This window comes from Agromyces molybdatiresistens, assembly GCF_052748445.2.
Map to the genome: position 1 here is coordinate 1531364 of NZ_CM188258.1, position 19120 is coordinate 1550483.

The following is a 19120-nucleotide window of genomic DNA, read 5'->3' on the forward strand; positions in this document are numbered from 1 at the left end:
GAGCGCGCGGGACCGGCCGGGCGGTCACCCGCTCAGGGCAGCGCCTGCGCCGGTGCGAGCGCCGAGCCGGGCGGCGCCGGCGCGGGGCACGGGTACCCCCCGACGAGGCGCGAGCACGGCGGGAAGTACTCGGGGAGGCGCTCGTCGCGCGGGTCGCCGAACCAGCGATGCCAGATGCGCCAGAAGTTGAGGTTGCCGTAGGCGGAGCAGTCGTCCCCGCCCGTCGGGTCGGCGAGCACGCTCTCGTTCGGCTGGTACGGCGTGTAGTTGTAGAGGTTCGCGGTGGCCTGGTTGCGGATGCGGACCGCAGAGGCGCCGCACGCGGCATCCGGGTGGAACCCGACCTCGACCGTCCCGATCCGGAACTTCCGCTCGGGCTCCGCCGTGTACTGCCGGAACTGCCACGCAGCCCGGTACACCTGGTTGGAGAAGCCGAAGTAGCGCGCGTCGCAGTCGGCGGTGTCCGGGCAGCCGTACCCGGTGGCGCGCTCGTAGCCGCGAGCGCTCGGCCGCGTGAGCAGCGACTGCTCCTTCTGCAGGAGCACCAGGAGCGTCCGCGGGCTCACGCCGCAGGCGGCGGCGACGTCGCTGATGATGCGGCTCGCCGGGAGCGCCGGGCCGCCGCGCACGGCCGTGCAGTGCCGAGGGCCGGCCGCGGCGATCGGCTCCACGTCCTCGGTGTAGTCCGCGAGGCACGCCACGCCGTCGACCGGCCGGCAGTCCCGCGACTCGAGGAAGACCTGGATGTCGCGCACCGTCATCGCGGCCGAGTCGTAGAAGGCGTCGTCGCTGACGATGAAGCCCGGGTCGAACCGCTCCGTCGAGGGGATGCGCCGGTCGGCGGAGGTCGGGTCGCGCTCGATCCCCGCGGTCGGCACGCACCCGGCCAGCAACAGGGCAGCGGATGCCGCGACGGCGGCGATCCACGCGCGGGAGCTCGTCCTCATCGCGCCGACGATACCGGGGCAGGCCAACGGGTCGCTGGGAACGCGGCGGATCCGGCGCGTCGTGCCGTCGACAGAGCGAGCGAGGTCAGACGCGTTCGCGCGGCGCGACGCGGTCGGCGAGCTTCGCGAGCGTGCCCTGCGGCGGCGCCTCGTTGTAGGCGTTCGCGAGCTCCTGGCCGGTGAGCGCGTGGATCGCGGCCATGATCTCGTCCGTCGCGGCCCGCCGCGAGCGGCCCGACGTGGCGGCGCCGTGACGGCTGAGGTCGAGCGCCTCGCCGAACCGGACCGTGACCGGCCGCACCCGCGGCATCGACGAGCCGACCGGCTGGATCTCCTGCGTGCCGATGAGGCCGACGGGCACGACGACCGCGCCCGTCGTGAGCGCGAGCCAGGCGATGCCGGTGCGGCCGCGGTACAGCCGGCCGTCGAGGGAGCGCGTGCCCTCCGGATAGAGGGCGAATGCGCTGCCCGACTCGAGGATCCGGCGTCCCTGGTCGAGGGCCGCCTGCGCCTGGGCGCCGGCCCCGCGATCCACGCTCACCGCGCCGATCGCGGTGAAGAACGTGCGGGAGAGCCACCCCTTGACGCCCGTGCCGGTGAAGTAGTGGGACTTCGCGAGGAACTGCACGGGTCGCGGCGCGGCGAGCGGGATCACGATGCTGTCGACGAACGACAGGTGGTTCGAGGCGAGGATGACCGGGCCGGTCGGTGGGACGTGCTCGGCGCCCGTGATGGTCGGACGGTAGATCATGCGGACGAGCGGTCGCAGGATGCCCCGGACGAGCCCGTAGACGGGCCCCGGCTTGGACCGGGGGGCTGGGACGGCGTCGGCCTCGATCTCACTCACCCTCCGACGCTACGTCAGGCCGTATGCGAGGCCCGGAATATGGCGCAGAGAGCACCGCCGGCCCCGAGTGCGCCATCATGGGCGCATGGACATCGCATCGGCCGAGGTCGTCGAGTTGGAGGGCACCGGGGCGCGCGTCATGGTCGCGCCCGGTGTTCGCCGCGGCGCCGGCGTCGACGCGGTGCTGCGTGCCCACCTCGCGGCGTCCGCCGGCGTGCCCGCGGACGACGTCGAGCTCGATCACGCGTGCCCGGCCTGCGGGGTCCGGCACGGCAGCCCGGTCGTCCGATACCCGACGACGCCGTCGGGCGGTTCGTGGTTCGCCGACGCCGCGACGGACGCGGGCGTGGTCGTCGCGGCGGTCGGGACGAGGCATCCGCTCGGGGTCGGCGTCGAGGCCGCGGCGTCCGAGCCCGCGCCGGCGCTGGACGCCGCCGCGCTCCACCCGGAGGAACGCGAACGGCTGGATGAGCTCGATCCGTCGGCGCGTGCGCTCGTGCGCGCGCAGGTCTGGGCGCGCAAGGCCGCGCTGCTCCGAGCGGTCGGCCACCTCGACGTCTTCGAGCCCTCGCGGATCGCCGTCACCATGCCCGGCGACGACCACGGCGACGGGCGCATCACGCGGAGCGTCCCGGAGCTCGGATCGCGCTGGGAGGAGGTGCGGCTCATGGACGTCGCGGTGCCCGGCCGCGTCGCGGCATCCGTCGCCCTGCTCCCTCGTCGCTGAGCGCGCTCGTCCTAGAGTGGCCGTGTGCGCAGCGTCATCATCCTCGGGTCCACCGGTTCCATCGGCACGCAGGCGCTCGACGTCATCCGGGCCAACCCCCGTCGCTTCGACGTGGTCGGCCTCGGCGTCGGGTCGAACCGCGCGGAGCTCGAGCGGCAGGCCGAGGAGTTCGGCGTCGAGAACACGGCCGTCGGCGTCGACGAGGCCGTGCAGCTCGTCAGGAGCGTCGACGCCGACGTCGTGCTGAACGGCATCACCGGCTCGGTGGGCCTCGGCCCGACGATCGCGACGCTGGAACGGGGCATGACGCTCGCGCTGGCGAACAAGGAGTCGCTCATCGTCGGCGGCGACCTCGTGACGCGGCTCGCCGCGCCCGGGCAGATCGTCCCCGTCGACTCGGAGCACTCGGCGATCGCGCAGGCGCTGCGCTCCGGCACGCACGACGAGGTGCGCCGGCTCGTGCTCACGGCGTCGGGCGGGCCGTTCCGCGGCCGGCGCCGCGAGGAGCTCGCCGACGTCACGCCGGCGGACGCGCTGGCCCATCCCACCTGGGACATGGGCCTCGTCGTCACGACGAACTCCGCGACGCTCGTGAACAAGGGCCTCGAGGTCATCGAGGCGCACCTGCTGTTCGACGTCGACTACGACCGCATCGACGTCGTCGTGCACCCGCAGTCGATCGTGCACTCGATGGTCGAGTTCGTCGACGGCTCGACGATCGCCCAGGCGTCGCCGCCCGACATGCGCCTGCCGATCTCGCTCGGCCTCGACTGGCCGAACCGGGTCGCCGCGGCCGGAAAGCCGCTCGACTGGACGAGCGCCCAGCAGTGGACCTTCGAACCGCTCGACGAGGCCGCGTTCCCGGCGGTGAAGCTCGCCAAGCAGGTGGGCCGCGCGGGCGGCGAGTACCCCGCGGTGTTCAACGCCGCGAACGAGCAGGCGGTCGCGGCCTTCCACGCGCGCCGGATCGGATTCACCGAGATCGTCGACACCGTGCGAGCCGTCGTCGACGCGCACGAGGCGCCCTCCGGCGCGCTCACGGTGGAGTCGCTCGCCGAGGCGGAACGGATGGCGCGGCGCGCGGCCGACCTGCGGATCGCGCGCTCGTAGTCGCGACGGGGCGCCGGCGCCGCGGGCGATGCGGCATCCCGTGACGGCGGCCCCGTGACGGCGGCGTCGACCCCGCGGCATCCGCTCACAGTCGGCGGACAGCGCGCACCAAGGGATCGCCCCTACGATGACGGGGTGGAATCCGTGCTCCTGTTCGTGATCGGCGTCGCCATCATCGTCGTCGGCCTCGCCGTCTCGATCGGCCTGCACGAGATCGGCCACCTGGTCCCGGCGAAGCTGTTCGGCGTCAAGGTCACGCAGTACATGATCGGCTTCGGGCCGACGATCTGGTCGCGCCGGAAGGGCGAGACCGAGTACGGCGTCAAGGCGATCCCGCTCGGCGGGTACATCGCCATGATCGGGATGTTCCCGCCCGGAAAGGACGGGCACGCCAAGGAGGACAGCACGGGCTTCTTCCGCACCCTCGTGCAGGACGCGCGCGACTCGAGTGCGGAGTCGATCACGCCCGGCGACGAGCACCGTGCCTTCTACCGACTGCCGGTGTGGAAGCGGATCATCGTCATGTTCGGCGGCCCGTTCATGAACCTCGTGCTGGCGATCGTGCTCTTCGGGGTGCTCCTCATGGGCTTCGGCGTCGCGCAGGCCTCGACCACGATCGGGTCGGTCTCGGAGTGCGCGCTGCCCGCCACGAGCGAGCGGCAGACGTGCGAGGCCGGCGACCCGGCCGCGCCCGGCGCCGAGGCCGGCATCCAGCCCGGCGACACGCTCGTCGCCATCGAGGGCGAGCCGATCGAGACGTGGGCCCAGTCCACGGCGATCATCCGGGAGCACCCCGGCGACGAGATCGCGGTCGTCGTCCTGCGCGACGGCGAGGAGGTGACGCTCGCGGTCACCCCCATGCTCAGCGAGCGGTACGTCATCGACGAGCAGGGCCGGGTCGTGACGGATGCCTCGGGGGAGGAGCTCACCGTCGAGGTCGGGTTCGTCGGCATCGGCCCCGCCACCGAGACCGTGCGCCAGCCGGCCACCGCCGTGCTGCCGATGGTCGGCGAGAACGTGCAGGCGGTCGCCGGCATCATCGTCAACCTCCCGCAGCGGCTGGTCGATGTCGCGAACGCCGCGTTCGGACCGGACGAGCGCGACCCGAACGGCCCGATCTCGGTCGTCGGGGTCGGCCGCATCGCGGGCGAGATCACGAGCCTCGACGAGGTGCCGATCGCCTCTCGCGCGGCGGGACTCGTCGGCATCCTGGCCTCGCTCAACGTCGCCCTCTTCGTCTTCAACCTGATCCCGCTGCTGCCGCTCGACGGCGGCCACATCGCGGGCGCCCTCTGGGAGGCGATCCGCCGCGGCTGGGCGAAGCTGCGCAACCGGCCCGACCCCGGGCCCGTCGACCTCGCGAAGCTCATGCCGCTCACGTTCGCCATGGTGATCGTGCTCGGCGGGATGAGCGCGCTGCTCATCTACGCCGACATCGTGAAGCCCATCAGCGTGCTCTGAGCTGCGGCGGGCGCGCCCGCCCGGCCGAGCCCGCCGCATGGGAATCCGACGCATGGCGCCGCGGCGCACGGCATCCGGCGGATCCTCATGCACGCGCGGTCGCCTCTCGCGTACTCCCGGGGGAGTATGCCGGGTCGCATCCTCGGCTCGATCCCCGCCGACCGGCCCGGCGATACGATCGGGAGATGCCCGCGCCGACCTGGGACGGCGCCGCCCCGTGGGGCGGACGACCCGAACGCTTCCGGCCCTCGCCGACGTTCGTCCTCGTGGCCCCGGTGCTCGTCAGCGCGATCGTGCAGGTCCCGGCCGCCATCGCGATCGCGGTCTGGATGCGTCTGCCCACGAGTCTCGAGCTGCTGCACGTCGGCCTCGCGCTCGCCGGTCCGCTCGCGTTGCTCGGCGCGCGGCGTGCGCCGGGACCGACCGTCGCGGTGGTCACGGCGCTCGCGCTCGCCGACCTGCTCGCACCGCCCGACGTCGGACCGCCGTACGTCGCGCTCGCGTTCGCCATCGTGCTCGCGGTCGCACGCGGCGCACTCGCGTGGGCGATCGTCTCGGTCGTGGCCGGGTGGGTCGCGGCGATCGTGCTCGCCTCGAGCCTCGGCCCCACGTGGCATCCGATCCGCATCGCCGCCACGACGCTGCTGCTCGCGGCCTGCTTCGGCATCGGGTCGTTCGTCCGCGTTCGGCGCGAGCGTGCGGCGGCGTACCGCGCCGACGCGGCCCGCAGGCGGCAGTCCGCCGAAGAGATCGAGCGGGTCCGGATCGCCCGCGAACTGCACGACGTCATCGGGCACGCGCTCTCGCAGATCAACGTGCAGGCGAGCGTCGGCCTGCACCTCATGGACCGCGATCCCGGTCAGGCGCGGAGCGCGCTCGAGAACGTGAAGGCGACCTCGAAGACCGCCCTGGAGGAGGTGCGGAGCGTCCTGGGCGTCATCCGGGGCGGTGCGGACGGCGAGGCCGGGGCGCCGCTGGTGCCGCAGGCCGACCTGGCCGAGCTGCCACGCCTCGTCGCAGGGGTGGCGGCGCCGGGTTTCGAGGCCGAGCTGGTCGACCGCCTGGATGCCGCGCCGGGCCGCGCCGTGCAGTTCGCGGCCTACCGCATCGCCCAGGAGGCCCTCACCAACGTCGTTCGGCACGCCGAGGCGTCGCACGCGGTCGTGGTCGTCGAGCGGCTCGGCGACGACCTGCTGCTCACGGTCGACGACGACGGGCGCGGTGCACAGGGCGCCGAAGAGGGCAGCGGCATCCTCGGAATGCGCGAGCGTGCGGCGCTGCTCGGCGGCACGGTCGACGTCGACCGGTCGCCGCGCGGCGGTACGCGTGTGACCGCCCGGCTGCCGTGGGGAGCCGGCGCGTGATCCGCGTCGCGCTCGCCGACGACCAGGTGCTGGTCCGCGCCGGGTTCCGTGCGCTGCTCGAGGCCGAGCCCGACGTCGCCGTCGTCGGCGAGGCGTCGACGGGGGAGCAGCTGCTCGCACTCGTGCGCTCGGAGCCGGTCGACGTCGTGCTCATGGACATCCGCATGCCGGGCGGCGACGGCCTCTGGGCGACCGAGCAGATCGCCGCCGATCCGGCGCTCGCGGGCGTGCACGTCGTGGTCGTCACGACCTTCGAGCTCGACGACTACGTCGCCCGGGCCGTCAGGGCGGGAGCCAGCGGATTCCTCGTGAAGGACACGGAGCCGGTCGACCTCATCCGGGCGGTCCGCGTGGTCGCGGACGGCGACGCGCTCCTCTCGCCCGGGGTGACGCGGCGCCTGCTCGAGCGGATGGCCGTGGGCCTCCGCGAGGCGCCGGGCGCCGACCGCCTCGCGGCGCTCACCGACCGCGAGCGCGAGGTGCTGCGCCTCGTGGGCCACGGCCTCACGAACGACGAGATCGCCGAACGGCTGGTGCTCAGCCCGCTGACCGCGAAGACCCACGTCTCGCGCATCATGTCGAAGCTGCACGCGCGCGATCGGGTGCAGCTCGTCGTGGTGGCGTACGAGACGGGCCTCGTCGCGCCCGGGTGGCAGTGACGCGACTCGCACGCCGGCCGTGCTCCCGCCGGAGTAGTCCGAGAGCCGCCCCCGGGCGGATGTGCGGATGCCGCCGCCCCGGCGAGGCTGTGATCGACGGCCCGCACCGGGGTCGCACGAATGAGGAGTCCCGACATGCTCACCACCCTCGCCGCCGCATCCGCGGCCGCCCACGCCGGCCCGTGGGGCGCCGGATTCGGATGGGCGTTCCTGTTCGTCCCGATCCTCTGGATCCTCGTGATCGGGCTCGTCGTCTTCCTGGTCACGCGCCGCCGTCGTGCGTGGGGCGGCGCGGACGGCCCGCCCTGGGCGCGAGCGGCGTCCGCGGAGTCGACGCTCGCCGAGCGCTTCGCGCAGGGCGACATCGACGAGACGGAGTACCGCGCGCGCCTCGAGGTGCTGCGCGCCAACCGGCCGAACGGCTAGCGGTTCCCGGCGTTCGCTCGCGACGCCCGCCGGCGACCCGCTCGAGCGGATGCCGCGGGGCTCGTGCCCGCGGCATCCGCTCGTGTCCACGCTCGCAGGAGCATCCGCCTCACGGGCCGCCGAGCGGCCCCGTGATGCGGATCCTCATGCACGGGGAGTGCGTGGTTGCTCGGCGAGGGCGCGCGCGAGCGCGTCGGCCTGGTGCCGGTGGCCGATCGTCTCGTACCCGACGACCACGACGATCGGCGAGAGCGACGTGATCACGATGCCCGTGCCGATGCTCGCGCCCGCGGAGACGGCCATGACCGCGCCGATGAGCGGCAGCAGGCTGCCGACGAAGAGCAGGATGTGGAACGGGTCGAACTCCTCCAGCAACGCCGTGTAGATCGTGAAGAGCGCGGTGGAGAACACGGCCACCGGCAGCACGACCGTGAGCAGGGCGGTCGTGTCGTCGATGTGCGCCTGGCCCTCGATGACGTAGGCCGCGACGTGCAGACCCGCGCCGGTCGCGGCGAGCGAGCCGAAGATCACGAGGTGGCCGTAGCCCCACCGGAAGCCCCGCTCGCGGTGCCGTGCCAGCACCGCGCCCGACGGCATGATGAAGTACACCCACCAGAGCCCGAAGGCGAGCATGGTGCCGCCGACCGTGACGAGCACGGCCTCGACGTCCCAGCCCTGCTCCTCGACCACCGCGCTGATGGCGAGGATGGTGCCGAGCACGATCTCGCCGAGCGTGATGATGACGAGCAGGCCGTAGCGCTCGGCGACGTGATGCGGATGCCACGGCGTGCGGCGACCCGCGCGCTCGGCGATCATCGGGCCGGCCATCTCGAACGCGACCAGCAGGCCCCAGACGACGAAGGCGGTCGACAGCGGCGGATTGACCAGGAGCAGCAGGATCCAGCCCACCTGGGCCGTCGAGACGAGCGCCGCGTAGGTCAGCGCGGTGCGCCGCCGCGGCGGGTCGTGCCGGGCGGCACGGAGCCAGAGCGCGACGACCGCCACGCGCATGATGACGTAGCCGATCACCACGACGCCGTTCTCGAGCTCGCCGCCCTCGTCGATCGAGTGGAACGCCTGCGGCAGCCCGAGGGCGAGCACGATGACGCCGATCATCACGACCATGGTCGCGACGCGGAAGAACACGTCGTCGTTGTCGTACGCCGATGCGAGCCAGGTGAAGTTGATCCAGGCCCAGGCGATGGCGAAGACCGCGAACACGAAGCCCGCGGTGGCGGCCGCGAAGTGCCCGAGTTCGAGCAGGTGCGCGGTCTGGCTCCCGGCTGCGCTGAAGGCGGCCACGAAGACGAGGTCGAAGAACAGCTCGAGCGGCGTGGCGCTGCGATGCGGCTCAGCCGGGTCGCGGCCCGTCATCCGGCGCAGGCGGTGGTCGAGGCGTGCCGGTGCGGATGTCGCGTGGCCTGCGTCGTCCGTGGTCGTCTCGCTCATCGCTTCCCCTCGCGGCGGGCGGGCGCCCGCGTCGTGCTGACATTCTGCATCAGCCCCGACGCGCGCGGCACCGCCCGCGTGGCGTGCGGATCAGCGCGAGAGCAGCAGCGCCTCGCCCTGGCCGCCGCCGCCGCAGAGGGCGACCGCGGCCCTCCCCCCGCCGCGCTGCGCGAGCTCGCGCGCCGCGTGGAGCGCGAGACGGGCGCCGGAGGCGCCGATCGGGTGCCCGAGCGCGATCGCGCCGCCGTGGATGTTGACCTTCTCCGGGTCGAGCGAGAGGTCCTTCATGGACTGCAGCGACACCGCCGCGAACGCCTCGTTGATCTCGACCACGTCGAGGTCGCCCGCCTGCCATCCGGCCCGGTCGAGCGCGGCGGCGATGGCGTTGGACGGCTGGGAGTGCAGCGAGTTGTCGGGCCCGGCGACCTGGCCGGATGCGCCGACGAGCGCCAGCCACGGCAGGCCGCGCTCCTCGGCCCAGGCGCGGCTGGTGACGACGACGGCCGCGGCACCGTCGGAGATCGGCGAGGAGTTGCCCGCCGTGATCGCGCCGCCCTCGGCGAAGGCGGGACGCAGCCTGCCGAGCGTCTCGGGGGTCGAGTCAGGGCGGACGCCCTCGTCGGTCGTGACGACGACGGGGTCGCCCTTGCGCTGCGGGATCTCGACCGGAACGATCTCGTCGTCGAAGAGCCCGTCGGCCTGCGCCCGGCCCGCGCGCACGTGGGATCCGGCCGCGATCTCGTCCTGCTCGGTGCGACCGAGGCCGTAGCGCTCGTTGAAGCGCTCGGTCGAGGCGCCCATCGACTCGTGGTCGAACGCGTCGGTGAGGCCGTCGTGAGCGGTCGTGTCGAGGAGCTCCACCGACCCGTACAGGTGTCCCTTCCGCGACCCGGGGAGCACGTGCGGCGCGTTCGTCATCGACTCCTGGCCGCCGGCGACGACGACCTCGGCCTCGCCGAGCCGGATCAGCCGCGCGGCATCCGTCACGGCAACGAGGCCCGACAGGCACACCTTGTTCAGGGTGATCGCGGGCACACGCCACGGGATGCCTGCGGCCACGGCGGACTGCTTCGCCGGGTTCTGGCCGGCGCCCGCCTGCAGCACCTGGCCCATGATCACGGCGTCGACGTCGTCGGGGGAGACCCCGGCCTTCTCGAGGGCGCCGCGAATGGCGACGGTGCCGAGTTCGACGGCGGTTCGGCTGCCGAGGTTGCCGGCGATGCGGCCGAACGGCGTGCGGGCGCCGGCGACGATGACGACGTCGGGGAAGCTCATGACGGTGGGACTCCTTCGTCTCTGGTCGGTGCACGGGGTGGGCGCACCGGTTCGGGTTGCGCGTCGTGCGCGTTCGACTCTAGTGTACGTTCCTGAGACCTGAACCACCTGTCAGGTTTCGCGACACCGTCGTCACTCAGAGAGGCTCACAGCATGCGAGTTACACCGAAGTACCTCGCGCCGGCGCTCGTCGCCGCCGCGGCGATCACCCTGGCCGGCTGCGCACCGACCACCTCCGGGGGAGGCGACGCGGACGGCGCGGACGCCGCTCCCGTCGCGATCGGCATGATCACGTCCCAGACCGGACCGCTGGCCGCCTACGGCGAGGCCTACACCGCCGGCTTCGAGGCCGGCCTCGACTACGCGACGGAGGGCACCGGCGAGGTCGACGGCCGCGAGCTCGACATCACGTGGGAGGACGACCAGGGCAACCCCGACACGGCGGTCGCCAAGGCCAAGGACCTCATCGGGCAGGGCACGAAGGTGCTCGCGGGCACCGTCGTCTCGGGCATCGCGACCTCGCTCGCCGAGCAGGCCGAGCAGAACGAGATCCTCTACATCTCGGGCCCGGCCGCCGCCGACGCCATCACCGGCGTCAACGACTACACCTTCCGCTCCGGCCGCCAGACCTACCAGGACGTCGCGACCGCCGGAACGTTCATCGGCGACCCCGACGGCAAGAAGGTCGTCGTGTTCGCACAGGACACGGCGTTCGGCCAGGGCAACCTCGCGGGCGTCGAGGCCGTGCTCGGCGGCCAGGGCGCCGAGGTGCAGGGCGTGCTCGTCGCCGAGGACGCGACCGAGTTCACCCCGTTCGCGCAGCAGCTGCTCGACGCGCAGCCCGACCTGATCTTCGTCGCCTGGGCGGGCGCGTCCTCGGGCGCGATGTGGACCGCGCTGCAGCAGCAGGGCGTGTTCGACGCCGCGCCCGTCGTCACCGGCCTCGGGGACGTGGCCACCTACCAGGCCTACGGCGACGCATCGGGGAACATCTCGTTCCTCAACCACTACTTCGGCGGCGCCGCGGGCACCGAGATCGAGGAGGCGATGATCGCCGGCCTCGAGGAGGCGGGCGCCGTGCCCGACCTGTTCTCGGTCGACGGCTTCGTGGCCGCTCAGATGATCGTGCAGGCCGTCCGCGAGGGCGGCGACGACGTCGACGCCATGATCGACGCGCTCGAGGGGTGGACCTTCGAGTCGGTCAAGGGCGAGGTGACCGTGCGCGAGGAGGACCACGCCCTCATCCAGCCGATGTACCAGGTCAAGCTCGTCGAAGGCGCCGACGGATGGGCGCCGGAGCTCATCGAGACCGTCGACGCCGAGACCGTCGCCCCGCCGGTCGCCGGCTGACCCCGGCCCAACCGTCCCGTCCCGACCTGCAACGGAAAGCACTCGCGATCATGACCGACCACGCGGCGCTCGAGCTCGAGCACGTCACCCTCCGCATCGGCGGGGCGCACCTCCTCAAGGACGTGTCGCTCGCCGTGCCCGAGGGCGAGATGCTCGGCGTCATCGGCCCGAACGGCGCCGGCAAGACGACGCTCTTCAACGTCGTCTCCGGCGTCCTCCGGCCCACCGAGGGCGCCGTGCGTCTCGCGGGCGCCGACGTGACCGCTCACCCCGTGCACCGACGCGCCGCGGCCGGCCTCGGCCGCACGTTCCAGACCTCGAGCCTCTTCCCGGCGCTCGACGTCCTCGAGAACGTGCGGCTGGCCGCCCAGGCGCGCGAGGGCCGCGCGGCATCCGTGTTCCGGACCCCCCGACGCACGGATGCCGCGACCCGGCGCGCCCTCGCGGCGCTCGAGGAGGTCGGCATGGCCCATCGGGCCGACGCCGGCGCCTCGGGGCTGTCGCACGGCGAGAAGCGGAAGGTCGAGATCGCGATGCTCATCGCGATGGAGCCCCGCGTGATCCTCCTCGACGAGCCCATGGCGGGCGTCGGCTCGGCCGACGTCCCCGCGCTCACCGAGGTGGTCCGCGGGCTCCACCGCGGCGGGCGCACCGTGCTCATGGTCGAGCACCACATGGACGTCGTCCTCGGCCTCGCCGACCGGGTCGCCGTCATGCACCACGGCGAGCTCCTCGCCGCAGATTCCCCGGAGGCCGTCATGGCGAACCCCACCGTCCAGTCCGCCTACCTCGGGACCGCCGCATGAGCGCGCCCGTCGCCGGCGAGTCCATCCTCAGCGTCCGCAACCTCACCGGCCGCATCGGCGGCCAGCAGGTCGTCGAGGACGTCTCGTTCGACGTCCCGGCCACCGGGGTCACGGCGCTCCTCGGCCGGAACGGCGTCGGCAAGACGTCGACCATCAAGGCGATCCTCGGACTCATCGACCGCACCGGCGAGGTCCGCCTCGCGGGCGAGCGCATCGACCGGATGCCGACCCACCGCATCGTGCAGCGCGGCGTCGCCTACGTGCCCGAGGACCGCGAGGTCTTCGGCTCGCTCACCGTCGCCGAGAACCTGCGCCTCGCCGAGCGCGACCGCGCTCCGCGGCGCGAGCTCGTGGCCTCCCTCTTCCCCGACATCGAGGCGCGGCGCGAGCAGCGAGCGGGCACCCTCTCGGGCGGCCAGCAGCAGATGGTCTCGCTGGCCCGCGCGCTCGTCAACGACAACCGGCTCCTGCTGGTGGACGAGCCGACCAAGGGTCTCGCCCCGCGCATCGTCGACGAGGTCGCCGATGCGCTCGCCGAGGCCGCGCGCACCGCCCCGATCCTCCTCGTCGAGCAGAACCTGCTCGTCGTCCGCCGCCTCGCCGAGCGCGTGGTGGTGCTCTCCTCCGGCCGCGTCGTGTTCACCGGCACCGCCGAGGAACTCCTCGACGACCACGACCGCGTGCAGCGATACCTCGGCGTGCACGACGAACGGGAGGCCGCCTGATGGACACGCTGATCCTCCTCGTCGTCACGGGCCTCGGGCTCGGCGCACTGTACTTCCTCGTCGCGAGCGGGCTCTCGCTCATCTACGGCCTCATGGGCGTGCTGAACTTCGCGCACGGCGCCTTCCTGACCATCGCCGCGTTCCTCGGCTGGGAGGCCGGGCGCCGGATCTCCGACGGCACCTGGACCGGCCTCGCGATCTCGGCGCTCGTCGGCATCCTCGTCGGCGCGACCGTCGCGGTGCTCACCGAGGTGCTCATCATCCGCAGGCTCTACGAGCGGCACATCGAGCAGGCGCTCGTCACGGTCGGCATCTCGCTCGCCGCGGTCGCCCTCTTCGAGGGCATCTGGGGCACCGATCCGATCTACACCGACCGGCCCGCGTGGCTCACGCAGACCACCGAGATCCTCGGTGCGCGGATCCCGAACGACCGGTTCGTGCTCATCGCGTGCGCCGCGCTGGTGCTCGGCGGGATCGTGGTCTTCCTGAAGAGGACCCGGTACGGGCTCATCATCCGCGCCGGCGTCGAGAACCGGCACATGGTCACCGCCCTCGGCATCGACGTGCGTCGCTCGTTCACGCTCGTCTTCGCGATCGGCGGCGCGGCTGCAGGCCTCGGCGGCGTCCTCGCCTCGGTGTACTACGGCTACGTCTCGGCCCACCTCGGCTCGGTGCTGCTCATCTTCGCGTTCATCGTCACGGTGATCGGCGGGCTCGGCTCGCTGACGGGGGCCGCGATCGCCTCGGTGCTCGTGGCGGTGCTGCAGCAGTTCGCGAACTTCTTCCTCGGCGGCACCGGCGACCTCGTGGTCGTCGTGCTCCTGGCCGCCGTGCTGCTCATCCGCCCGCGTGGACTCATGGGGAAGGCCGCATGACCGCCAAGTCGCTCCGCCTGCTGATCGGCGGCATCCTGCTCGTCGTCGCCCTCGCCGTCCTGCCGCTCCTCGCGATCGACATCCCCGGCGTGCTGCCCGGCCCGACCTACACTCCGGGCACGCTGCAGCTGCTCGCCTTCGCGCTGCTCATCGCCGCGCTCGCGCTCACCTACCGGATGATGTTCGGCCTCGCCGGCCTCCTCTCGTTCGGCCACGCGCTGTTCTTCGCCGCGGGCGCCTACGGGCTCGCGATGACCCTCGAGGCGTTCGGTCCGGCCGAGTGGCCGAGCGCGCTCGTCTTCACGGTGGCGATCGCCGTGACGCTCGTGCTCGGCTTCGTGCTCGCCGCGACGGTCGGCGCTCTCGCGCTCCGGGTCACGGGAATCTCGTTCGCGATGGTGACCCTCGCGTTCGCCCAGGCGGGGTCGGTGCTGATCCGCCGCAACCCCGGCAGTGCGACCGGCGGCGACGAGGGCCTCGCCCTCGACACCACGCACGTGCCGCCGGCGCTCGTCGGGGTCGTCGACACGCGCAACCTCTACTGGGTCGCGCTCGGCATCCTCGTGCTCGTCTACCTGATCGTGCTCTGGGTCGAGAGGAGCCGCGCGGGCCACGTCGCCGAGGCGATCCGCGAGAACGAGCTGCGCGTGCGCGTCATCGGCATCCGGCCCTACGACGTCAAGCTCCTGGTCTTCGCCGCCGCATCGGTGCTCGCCTCGGTCGCGGGCATGGGCTACCTGCTCCTGCAGTCCGGGGCGGCGCCGCGCATCGCGACGGCCGACTTCACGCTCACGCTGCTCGTCATCGTCGTGCTCGGCGGCGCGGGCGCACGCTGGGGCGCGATCGTGGGCGGTATCGTCTACACACTGCTCGACCAGCGCCTGACGGCGCTCGCCGGGTCGGACGCGATCGCCGCCCTGCCCGACCTCCTCCGGATTCCGCTGTCCGAGCCGCTCTTCATCCTGGGCACCCTGTTCGTGCTCGTGGTGCTGTTCCTTCCGGGGGGCATCGCCGGGCTGCCGGCGCGCATCGCCACGGGTCGCCGGCAGGACCGCTCCATCGAGCCGGAGGAGGCCGTCGATGCCTGACGGGCCCTGCACGCTGGGGCGCTGGACCTCGGACCGAGCCCGCACCGCCCCCGACGCGGTCGCGGTCGACGACCGGGGCGTGGCGCTGACCTACCGCGAGCTCGACGAGCGCGCCGCACGGCTCGCCGCGGCGTTCCGGGCGGCCGGGTTCGCGATCGGCGACCGCGTCGCCACGATCACGGGCAACAGCGCCGACCACGTCGTGCTCTTCTTCGCCTGCGCGAAGGCCGGGCTCGTGCTCGTGCCGCTGTCGTGGCGCCTGTCGCCGCGCGAGCTCTCCGAGCAGCTCGAGATTGCCGACCCGGTGCTGCTGCTCGTCGAGGACGAGTTTCAGACGCTCTCGCGGGCGACGCTGGGGCGGCTCGCCCGGCGCATCCCGGTCGCCCCGCTCGGCGCGCACGGCGTCGAGCAGCGCGTGCCGCACCCGGGCGCCCGTGGCGAGGCGCCCGCGACCCGCACCGAGGTGCGCGACGACGACACCCTGCTCATCGTGTTCACGTCGGGCACGACCTCCCGCCCCAAGGGCGCGATGCTCACGCACGCGAACTGCTTCTGGACGAACCTGTCGCTGTCGAAGACGATCGCGATCGCCGAGCACGACGTGGTGCTCTCGGTCATGCCGCAGTTCCACGTGGGCGGCTGGAACATCCAGCCCCTGCTGGCCTGGTGGTCCGGCGCGACCGTGGTGCTCGAGCGCACGTTCGACCCGGGCCGTGTACTGCGGCTCGTCGCCGAGCACGGCATCACGACCATGATGGGCGTTCCCGCCAACTACCTCTTCCTCGCGCAGCACCCCGACTTCGCGCACACCGACCTGTCGAGCCTCGGCCACGCGGTCGTGGGCGGCGCCCCGATGCCGCCGGCGCTGCTGCGCACCTGGCACGCCCGGGGCGTCGCGCTGACCCAGGGCTACGGCCTCACCGAGGCGTCGCCGAACGTGCTCTGCCTGCCCGACCGGGAGGCGCGCGAGCGCGTCGGCTCGGCCGGCCTGCCGTACGCCCACGTCGACGTCGAGGTCGCCGATCCGGCGACCGGCGAACTGCTCGAGGGCGCCGCCGAGGGCGAGCTCCTGGTCTCGGGTCCGGGCGTCTTCGCGGGCTACTTCCGCGACCCGGATGCCACGGCCGCGGCGCTCCGCACCGGCCGACTGCACACGGGCGACCTCGTGCGCCGCGACGCCGACGGCTACTTCACGATCGTCGACCGGCTGACCGACGTCTACATCTCGGGCGGCGAGGGCGTGTCGCCCGCGGAGGTCGAGTCGGTCCTCATCGCGCACCCCGCGGTCGCCGACGTCGCGGTCGTCGGCGTGCCCGACGAGCGCTGGGGCGAGGTGGGCTCGGCGTGGGTGGTGCTCCGGCCCGGTGCGATCACGGATGCCGCCGAGCTCGCCGAGTTCGCGAGGGGCTCGCTCGCGGGCTACAAGGTCCCGCGCGACATCCGCTTCATCGACGAGATCCCGCGATCCACCGCGGCGAAGACGCTCCGGCGGGTGCTCGCGGCGCGGGCGGTGGCGGAGTCGCGCGACGCCGTCGCGCCCCGCGCGGGCGGCGCGGTCGCCGGCGCGAGTGCCGGCGCCGGTTCCGGCCAGGCGGACGGAGCCCGCGCATGAGCGCCGCGCCCCGCACCGCGCGCGGCGAGCAGACCCGCCGGCGGATCCTCGAGGCCGCCGAGCACGTGTTCGCCGAGCACGGCTACACCGAGTCGTCCGTCTCGCGCATCACCGAGCGCGCGGGCGTCGGGCAGGGCACGTTCTACCTGTACTTCGACTCCAAGCTCGACGTCTTCGACGAGCTCGTCGAGGACCTCAACCACCGGGTGCGGCAGGCGATGAGCGCGGGCGCCGCAGGTGCCCGCACGCGCCTCGAGGCCGAGCGCGAGGGCTTCGCGGCGTTCTTCCGGTTCACGGCCGAGCATCCGGCGCTCTACCGGGTGATCCGCGAGGCGGAGTTCGTCTCGCCGGGGGCGCTGCGCCTGCACTACACGCGCATCGTCGAGGGCTACATCGACGGGCTCAAGCAGGCGCAGGAGGGCGGCGAGATCTCGGACATCGACCCGACCGTGGCCGCGTGGGCGCTCATGGGCATCGGGGAGATGATCGGCATGCGATGGGTGCTCTGGGGCAACGGCGAGGGTGGGCCCGGCGATGACGCCGACCCGACCGCGTCGGGCACCGACGCGGTGCCCGAGCACGTGCTCGACGAGATGATGCGATTCATCGGCGGCGCCCTCGGACGGGGCGACCGCCGCAGCGAAGGGGAGGACTCATGACGGCACCGACCGGGTCGACGGCACCGACCGGATCGACCGCACTGGCCGGACGGCGGGCGATCGTCACCGGGGGAGCGAGCGGCATCGGCCTCGCGTGCGCGGAGGCGTTCGCCGCGGCCGGCGCGCACGTCACGATCGCCGACCTCGACGGCGAGGCGGCGTCCGCGGCGGCGGATCGCATCGGCGGCGAGGCCTGGCAGGTCGACCTCGGCGACACGGCCGCGCTCGCGGACCTCGGCCTCGAGGCCGACATCCTGGTCAACAACGCGGGCATCCAGCACGTGCGCCCGATCGAGGAGTTCGAGCCCGAGCGGTTCTCGTTGATCCTCCGCATCATGCTCGAGGCGCCGTTCCTGCTCATCCGTGCGGTGCTGCCCGGCATGTACGAGCGCGGCTGGGGGCGCGTCATCAACCTCTCGAGCGTGCACGGACTGCGCGCCTCGCCGTACAAGTCCGCCTACGTCTCGGCCAAGCACGGCCTCGAGGGGCTCTCCAAGGTCACGGCGCTCGAGGGCGGCCCGCACGGTGTCACGTCGAACTGCGTGAACCCCGGTTACGTGCGCACGCCGCTCGTCGAGCGGCAGATCGCCGACCAGGCGAGGGTGCACGGGATCCCCGAGGCCGACGTCGTCGAGAAGGTCATGCTCACGGAGTCCGCCATCAAGCGACTCGTCGAGCCGGTCGAGGTCGCGAGCCTCGTGGGGTGGCTGGCGAGCGACGACGCCCGCATGGTGACCGGCGCGAGCTACACCATGGACGGCGGATGGAGCGCCCGATGACCGGCCCCGCGGCGGGCACCGCCGGACACGCGTCGCCCGTCCCGTGCTCCGCGCCCGTGCGGGGCGGCGAGCTCGCGGGCGGCCAGTGGCGACCGGATGCCGCGGGCACCCCGCTCCTCGCCGTCCACGGCATCACCGCGAGTCACCGGGCCTGGCATCACGTCGCCGACGCCCTGCCTGGGCGCCGGATCGTGGCATCCGACCTCCGCGGGCGCGGGCGTTCGGCCCACCTGCCCGGTCCGTGGTCGCTCCGCGACCATGCCGACGATCAGGTCCGACTGCTCGACGCGCTCGGCATCGACCGCGCGTTCGTCGTCGGCCACTCGATGGGCGCGTTCGTCTCAGTGCGGCTCGCGGCGGCGCACCCCGACCGCGTGGCGGGCGTGGTGCTCGTCGACGGCGGGCTGCCGATCCCGCACCCCGACGGGCTGCCGCCCGAGGAGGTCGCCGCGGCCGTGCTCGGCCCGGCGATCGCCCGGCTCGAGATGCGCTTCGCCGACGGCGACGCCTACGCCGACTTCTGGAGGGCGCACCCGGCGATCGGCCCCGCGTGGGACGAGCGCGTCGCCGACTACGTCGCCTACGACCTCGTCGGTGCCGAGCCGGAGTTGCGCTCCTCGTCGGTCGCCGAGGCCGTCGGGCAGAACGTGCTCGAGCTCGACGGCAGCGACGGCTACGAGGACGACCTGCTCGCGCTGCCCGCGCCCGTCGACTTCCTCCGCGCCGAGCGAGGACTCCTCGACCAGCCGGAGGCCCTGTACCCTCGCGAACGGGTGGCGGCGTTCGCAGAACGGATGCCGGCGCTCCGCGTCACCGAGGTCGCGGGGCTCAACCACTACACGATCGTCATGACGGATGCGGGTGCCGCGCAGGTCGCCGCGGTGCTCGCGCCGCGGCTCGCCGTGGCGGATGCCGCGGCATCCGTCGGACATCGCTGACACGAACACCGTCGCTGACGAGG

19 protein-coding genes are annotated in these 19120 nt (G+C 73.3%); 15 read left to right on the plus strand and 4 right to left on the minus strand.

Annotated elements, in window-relative coordinates:
• Positions 1–32 precede the first annotated feature (32 nt).
• Together ACULK2_RS06945 and ACULK2_RS06950 are read right to left on the minus strand one after the other, a co-directional pair.
• Positions 33–947: a hypothetical protein gene (locus ACULK2_RS06945; protein WP_445969258.1), complete on the minus strand. Its 915-nt coding sequence runs from the start codon at positions 945–947 to the stop codon at positions 33–35.
• Positions 948–1032: 85 nt separating this feature from the next.
• Positions 1033–1794, minus strand: coding sequence for a lysophospholipid acyltransferase family protein (locus tag ACULK2_RS06950; RefSeq protein ID WP_445969257.1), 762 nt, complete (start codon positions 1792–1794; stop codon positions 1033–1035).
• 85 nt (positions 1795–1879) lie between these two features.
• Between ACULK2_RS06950 and ACULK2_RS06955 the strand changes: the two genes are divergently transcribed.
• The 6 genes from ACULK2_RS06955 to ACULK2_RS06980 all read left to right on the plus strand — a co-directional run bounded on the left by ACULK2_RS06955 (position 1880) and on the right by ACULK2_RS06980 (position 7541).
• Positions 1880–2521: a 4'-phosphopantetheinyl transferase family protein gene (locus ACULK2_RS06955; protein ID WP_445969256.1), complete on the plus strand. Its 642-nt coding sequence runs from the start codon at positions 1880–1882 to the stop codon at positions 2519–2521.
• A 24-nt stretch (positions 2522–2545) separates the two neighbouring features.
• A complete protein-coding gene (gene dxr / locus ACULK2_RS06960) occupies positions 2546–3631 on the plus strand; it encodes a 1-deoxy-D-xylulose-5-phosphate reductoisomerase (RefSeq protein WP_445969255.1) in 1086 nt (361 codons plus the stop codon).
• A 135-nt stretch (positions 3632–3766) separates the two neighbouring features.
• Positions 3767–5092 (plus strand): M50 family metallopeptidase, encoded by a 1326-nt coding sequence (locus ACULK2_RS06965; RefSeq protein ID WP_445969254.1) that lies wholly within the window; start codon positions 3767–3769, stop codon positions 5090–5092.
• A gap of 185 nt (positions 5093–5277) precedes the next feature.
• Positions 5278–6456, plus strand: coding sequence for a sensor histidine kinase (locus tag ACULK2_RS06970; RefSeq protein WP_445969253.1), 1179 nt, complete (start codon positions 5278–5280; stop codon positions 6454–6456).
• Complete coding sequence (locus tag ACULK2_RS06975) at positions 6453–7115, plus strand: response regulator (protein WP_445969252.1); 663 nt, start codon at positions 6453–6455, stop codon at positions 7113–7115. Before ACULK2_RS06970 ends, ACULK2_RS06975 begins: the two co-directional genes overlap by 4 nt.
• 135 nt (positions 7116–7250) lie before the next feature.
• Positions 7251–7541 carry an SHOCT domain-containing protein gene (locus ACULK2_RS06980; protein ID WP_445969251.1) on the plus strand — a complete coding sequence of 97 codons (291 nt, stop codon included), beginning with the start codon at positions 7251–7253 and terminating at the stop codon, positions 7539–7541.
• Positions 7542–7685: 144 nt separating this feature from the next.
• On the opposite strand, the gene ACULK2_RS06985 is transcribed toward ACULK2_RS06980, so the two are convergent.
• Positions 7686–8990 carry a low temperature requirement protein A gene (locus tag ACULK2_RS06985; RefSeq protein ID WP_445969250.1) on the minus strand — a complete coding sequence of 435 codons (1305 nt, stop codon included), beginning with the start codon at positions 8988–8990 and terminating at the stop codon, positions 7686–7688.
• Positions 8991–9080: 90 nt separating this feature from the next.
• Complete coding sequence (locus ACULK2_RS06990) at positions 9081–10265, minus strand: acetyl-CoA C-acetyltransferase (protein ID WP_445969249.1); 1185 nt, start codon at positions 10263–10265, stop codon at positions 9081–9083.
• A 153-nt stretch (positions 10266–10418) separates the two neighbouring features.
• Here ACULK2_RS06990 and ACULK2_RS06995 point away from each other — a divergent pair, with 153 nt between their 5' ends.
• Genes ACULK2_RS06995 through ACULK2_RS07035 form a run of 9 tightly spaced genes read left to right on the plus strand, consistent with a single transcriptional unit; the run spans position 10419 to position 19097 of the window.
• Positions 10419–11615, plus strand: coding sequence for a substrate-binding domain-containing protein (locus ACULK2_RS06995; protein WP_445969248.1), 1197 nt, complete (start codon positions 10419–10421; stop codon positions 11613–11615).
• Positions 11616–11665: 50 nt separating this feature from the next.
• A complete protein-coding gene (locus ACULK2_RS07000) occupies positions 11666–12421 on the plus strand; it encodes an ABC transporter ATP-binding protein (RefSeq protein ID WP_445969247.1) in 756 nt (251 codons plus the stop codon).
• Positions 12418–13146, plus strand: coding sequence for an ABC transporter ATP-binding protein (locus ACULK2_RS07005; protein WP_445969246.1), 729 nt, complete (start codon positions 12418–12420; stop codon positions 13144–13146). The genes ACULK2_RS07000 and ACULK2_RS07005 overlap by 4 nt, the downstream gene beginning before the upstream one ends.
• A complete protein-coding gene (locus ACULK2_RS07010; protein WP_445969245.1) occupies positions 13146–14021 on the plus strand; it encodes a branched-chain amino acid ABC transporter permease in 876 nt (291 codons plus the stop codon). Before ACULK2_RS07005 ends, ACULK2_RS07010 begins: the two co-directional genes overlap by 1 nt.
• Positions 14018–15109 (plus strand): branched-chain amino acid ABC transporter permease, encoded by a 1092-nt coding sequence (locus ACULK2_RS07015; protein ID WP_445969244.1) that lies wholly within the window; start codon positions 14018–14020, stop codon positions 15107–15109. The genes ACULK2_RS07010 and ACULK2_RS07015 overlap by 4 nt, the downstream gene beginning before the upstream one ends.
• Positions 15102–16721 carry a class I adenylate-forming enzyme family protein gene (locus ACULK2_RS07020; protein ID WP_445969243.1) on the plus strand — a complete coding sequence of 540 codons (1620 nt, stop codon included), beginning with the start codon at positions 15102–15104 and terminating at the stop codon, positions 16719–16721. Before ACULK2_RS07015 ends, ACULK2_RS07020 begins: the two co-directional genes overlap by 8 nt.
• A complete protein-coding gene (locus ACULK2_RS07025; protein WP_445969242.1) occupies positions 16718–17380 on the plus strand; it encodes a TetR/AcrR family transcriptional regulator in 663 nt (220 codons plus the stop codon). Before ACULK2_RS07020 ends, ACULK2_RS07025 begins: the two co-directional genes overlap by 4 nt.
• The gene (locus tag ACULK2_RS07030; RefSeq protein WP_445969241.1) at positions 17377–18159 is read left to right on the plus strand and encodes a 3-hydroxybutyrate dehydrogenase; all 783 of its coding nucleotides are present in this window, start codon (positions 17377–17379) and stop codon (positions 18157–18159) included. The genes ACULK2_RS07025 and ACULK2_RS07030 overlap by 4 nt, the downstream gene beginning before the upstream one ends.
• The gene (locus ACULK2_RS07035; protein WP_445969240.1) at positions 18156–19097 is read left to right on the plus strand and encodes an alpha/beta fold hydrolase; all 942 of its coding nucleotides are present in this window, start codon (positions 18156–18158) and stop codon (positions 19095–19097) included. The genes ACULK2_RS07030 and ACULK2_RS07035 overlap by 4 nt, the downstream gene beginning before the upstream one ends.
• The last annotated feature ends 23 nt before the right edge of the window (positions 19098–19120 follow it).

Coding starts and splice junctions, on each gene's coding strand:
- ACULK2_RS06945 (WP_445969258.1), bottom strand. CDS start 947: ATGAGGACGAGCTCCCGCGCGTGGATCGCCGCCGTCGCGGCATCCGCT.
- ACULK2_RS06955 (WP_445969256.1), top strand. CDS start 1,880: ATGGACATCGCATCGGCCGAGGTCGTCGAGTTGGAGGGCACCGGGGCG.
- ACULK2_RS06970 (WP_445969253.1), top strand. CDS start 5,278: ATGCCCGCGCCGACCTGGGACGGCGCCGCCCCGTGGGGCGGACGACCC.
- ACULK2_RS06980 (WP_445969251.1), top strand. CDS start 7,251: ATGCTCACCACCCTCGCCGCCGCATCCGCGGCCGCCCACGCCGGCCCG.
- ACULK2_RS06985 (WP_445969250.1), bottom strand. CDS start 8,990: ATGAGCGAGACGACCACGGACGACGCAGGCCACGCGACATCCGCACCG.
- ACULK2_RS06990 (WP_445969249.1), bottom strand. CDS start 10,265: ATGAGCTTCCCCGACGTCGTCATCGTCGCCGGCGCCCGCACGCCGTTC.
- ACULK2_RS06995 (WP_445969248.1), top strand. CDS start 10,419: ATGCGAGTTACACCGAAGTACCTCGCGCCGGCGCTCGTCGCCGCCGCG.
- ACULK2_RS07000 (WP_445969247.1), top strand. CDS start 11,666: ATGACCGACCACGCGGCGCTCGAGCTCGAGCACGTCACCCTCCGCATC.
- ACULK2_RS07005 (WP_445969246.1), top strand. CDS start 12,418: ATGAGCGCGCCCGTCGCCGGCGAGTCCATCCTCAGCGTCCGCAACCTC.
- ACULK2_RS07010 (WP_445969245.1), top strand. CDS start 13,146: ATGGACACGCTGATCCTCCTCGTCGTCACGGGCCTCGGGCTCGGCGCA.
- ACULK2_RS07015 (WP_445969244.1), top strand. CDS start 14,018: ATGACCGCCAAGTCGCTCCGCCTGCTGATCGGCGGCATCCTGCTCGTC.
- ACULK2_RS07020 (WP_445969243.1), top strand. CDS start 15,102: ATGCCTGACGGGCCCTGCACGCTGGGGCGCTGGACCTCGGACCGAGCC.
- ACULK2_RS07025 (WP_445969242.1), top strand. CDS start 16,718: ATGAGCGCCGCGCCCCGCACCGCGCGCGGCGAGCAGACCCGCCGGCGG.
- ACULK2_RS07030 (WP_445969241.1), top strand. CDS start 17,377: ATGACGGCACCGACCGGGTCGACGGCACCGACCGGATCGACCGCACTG.
- ACULK2_RS07035 (WP_445969240.1), top strand. CDS start 18,156: ATGACCGGCCCCGCGGCGGGCACCGCCGGACACGCGTCGCCCGTCCCG.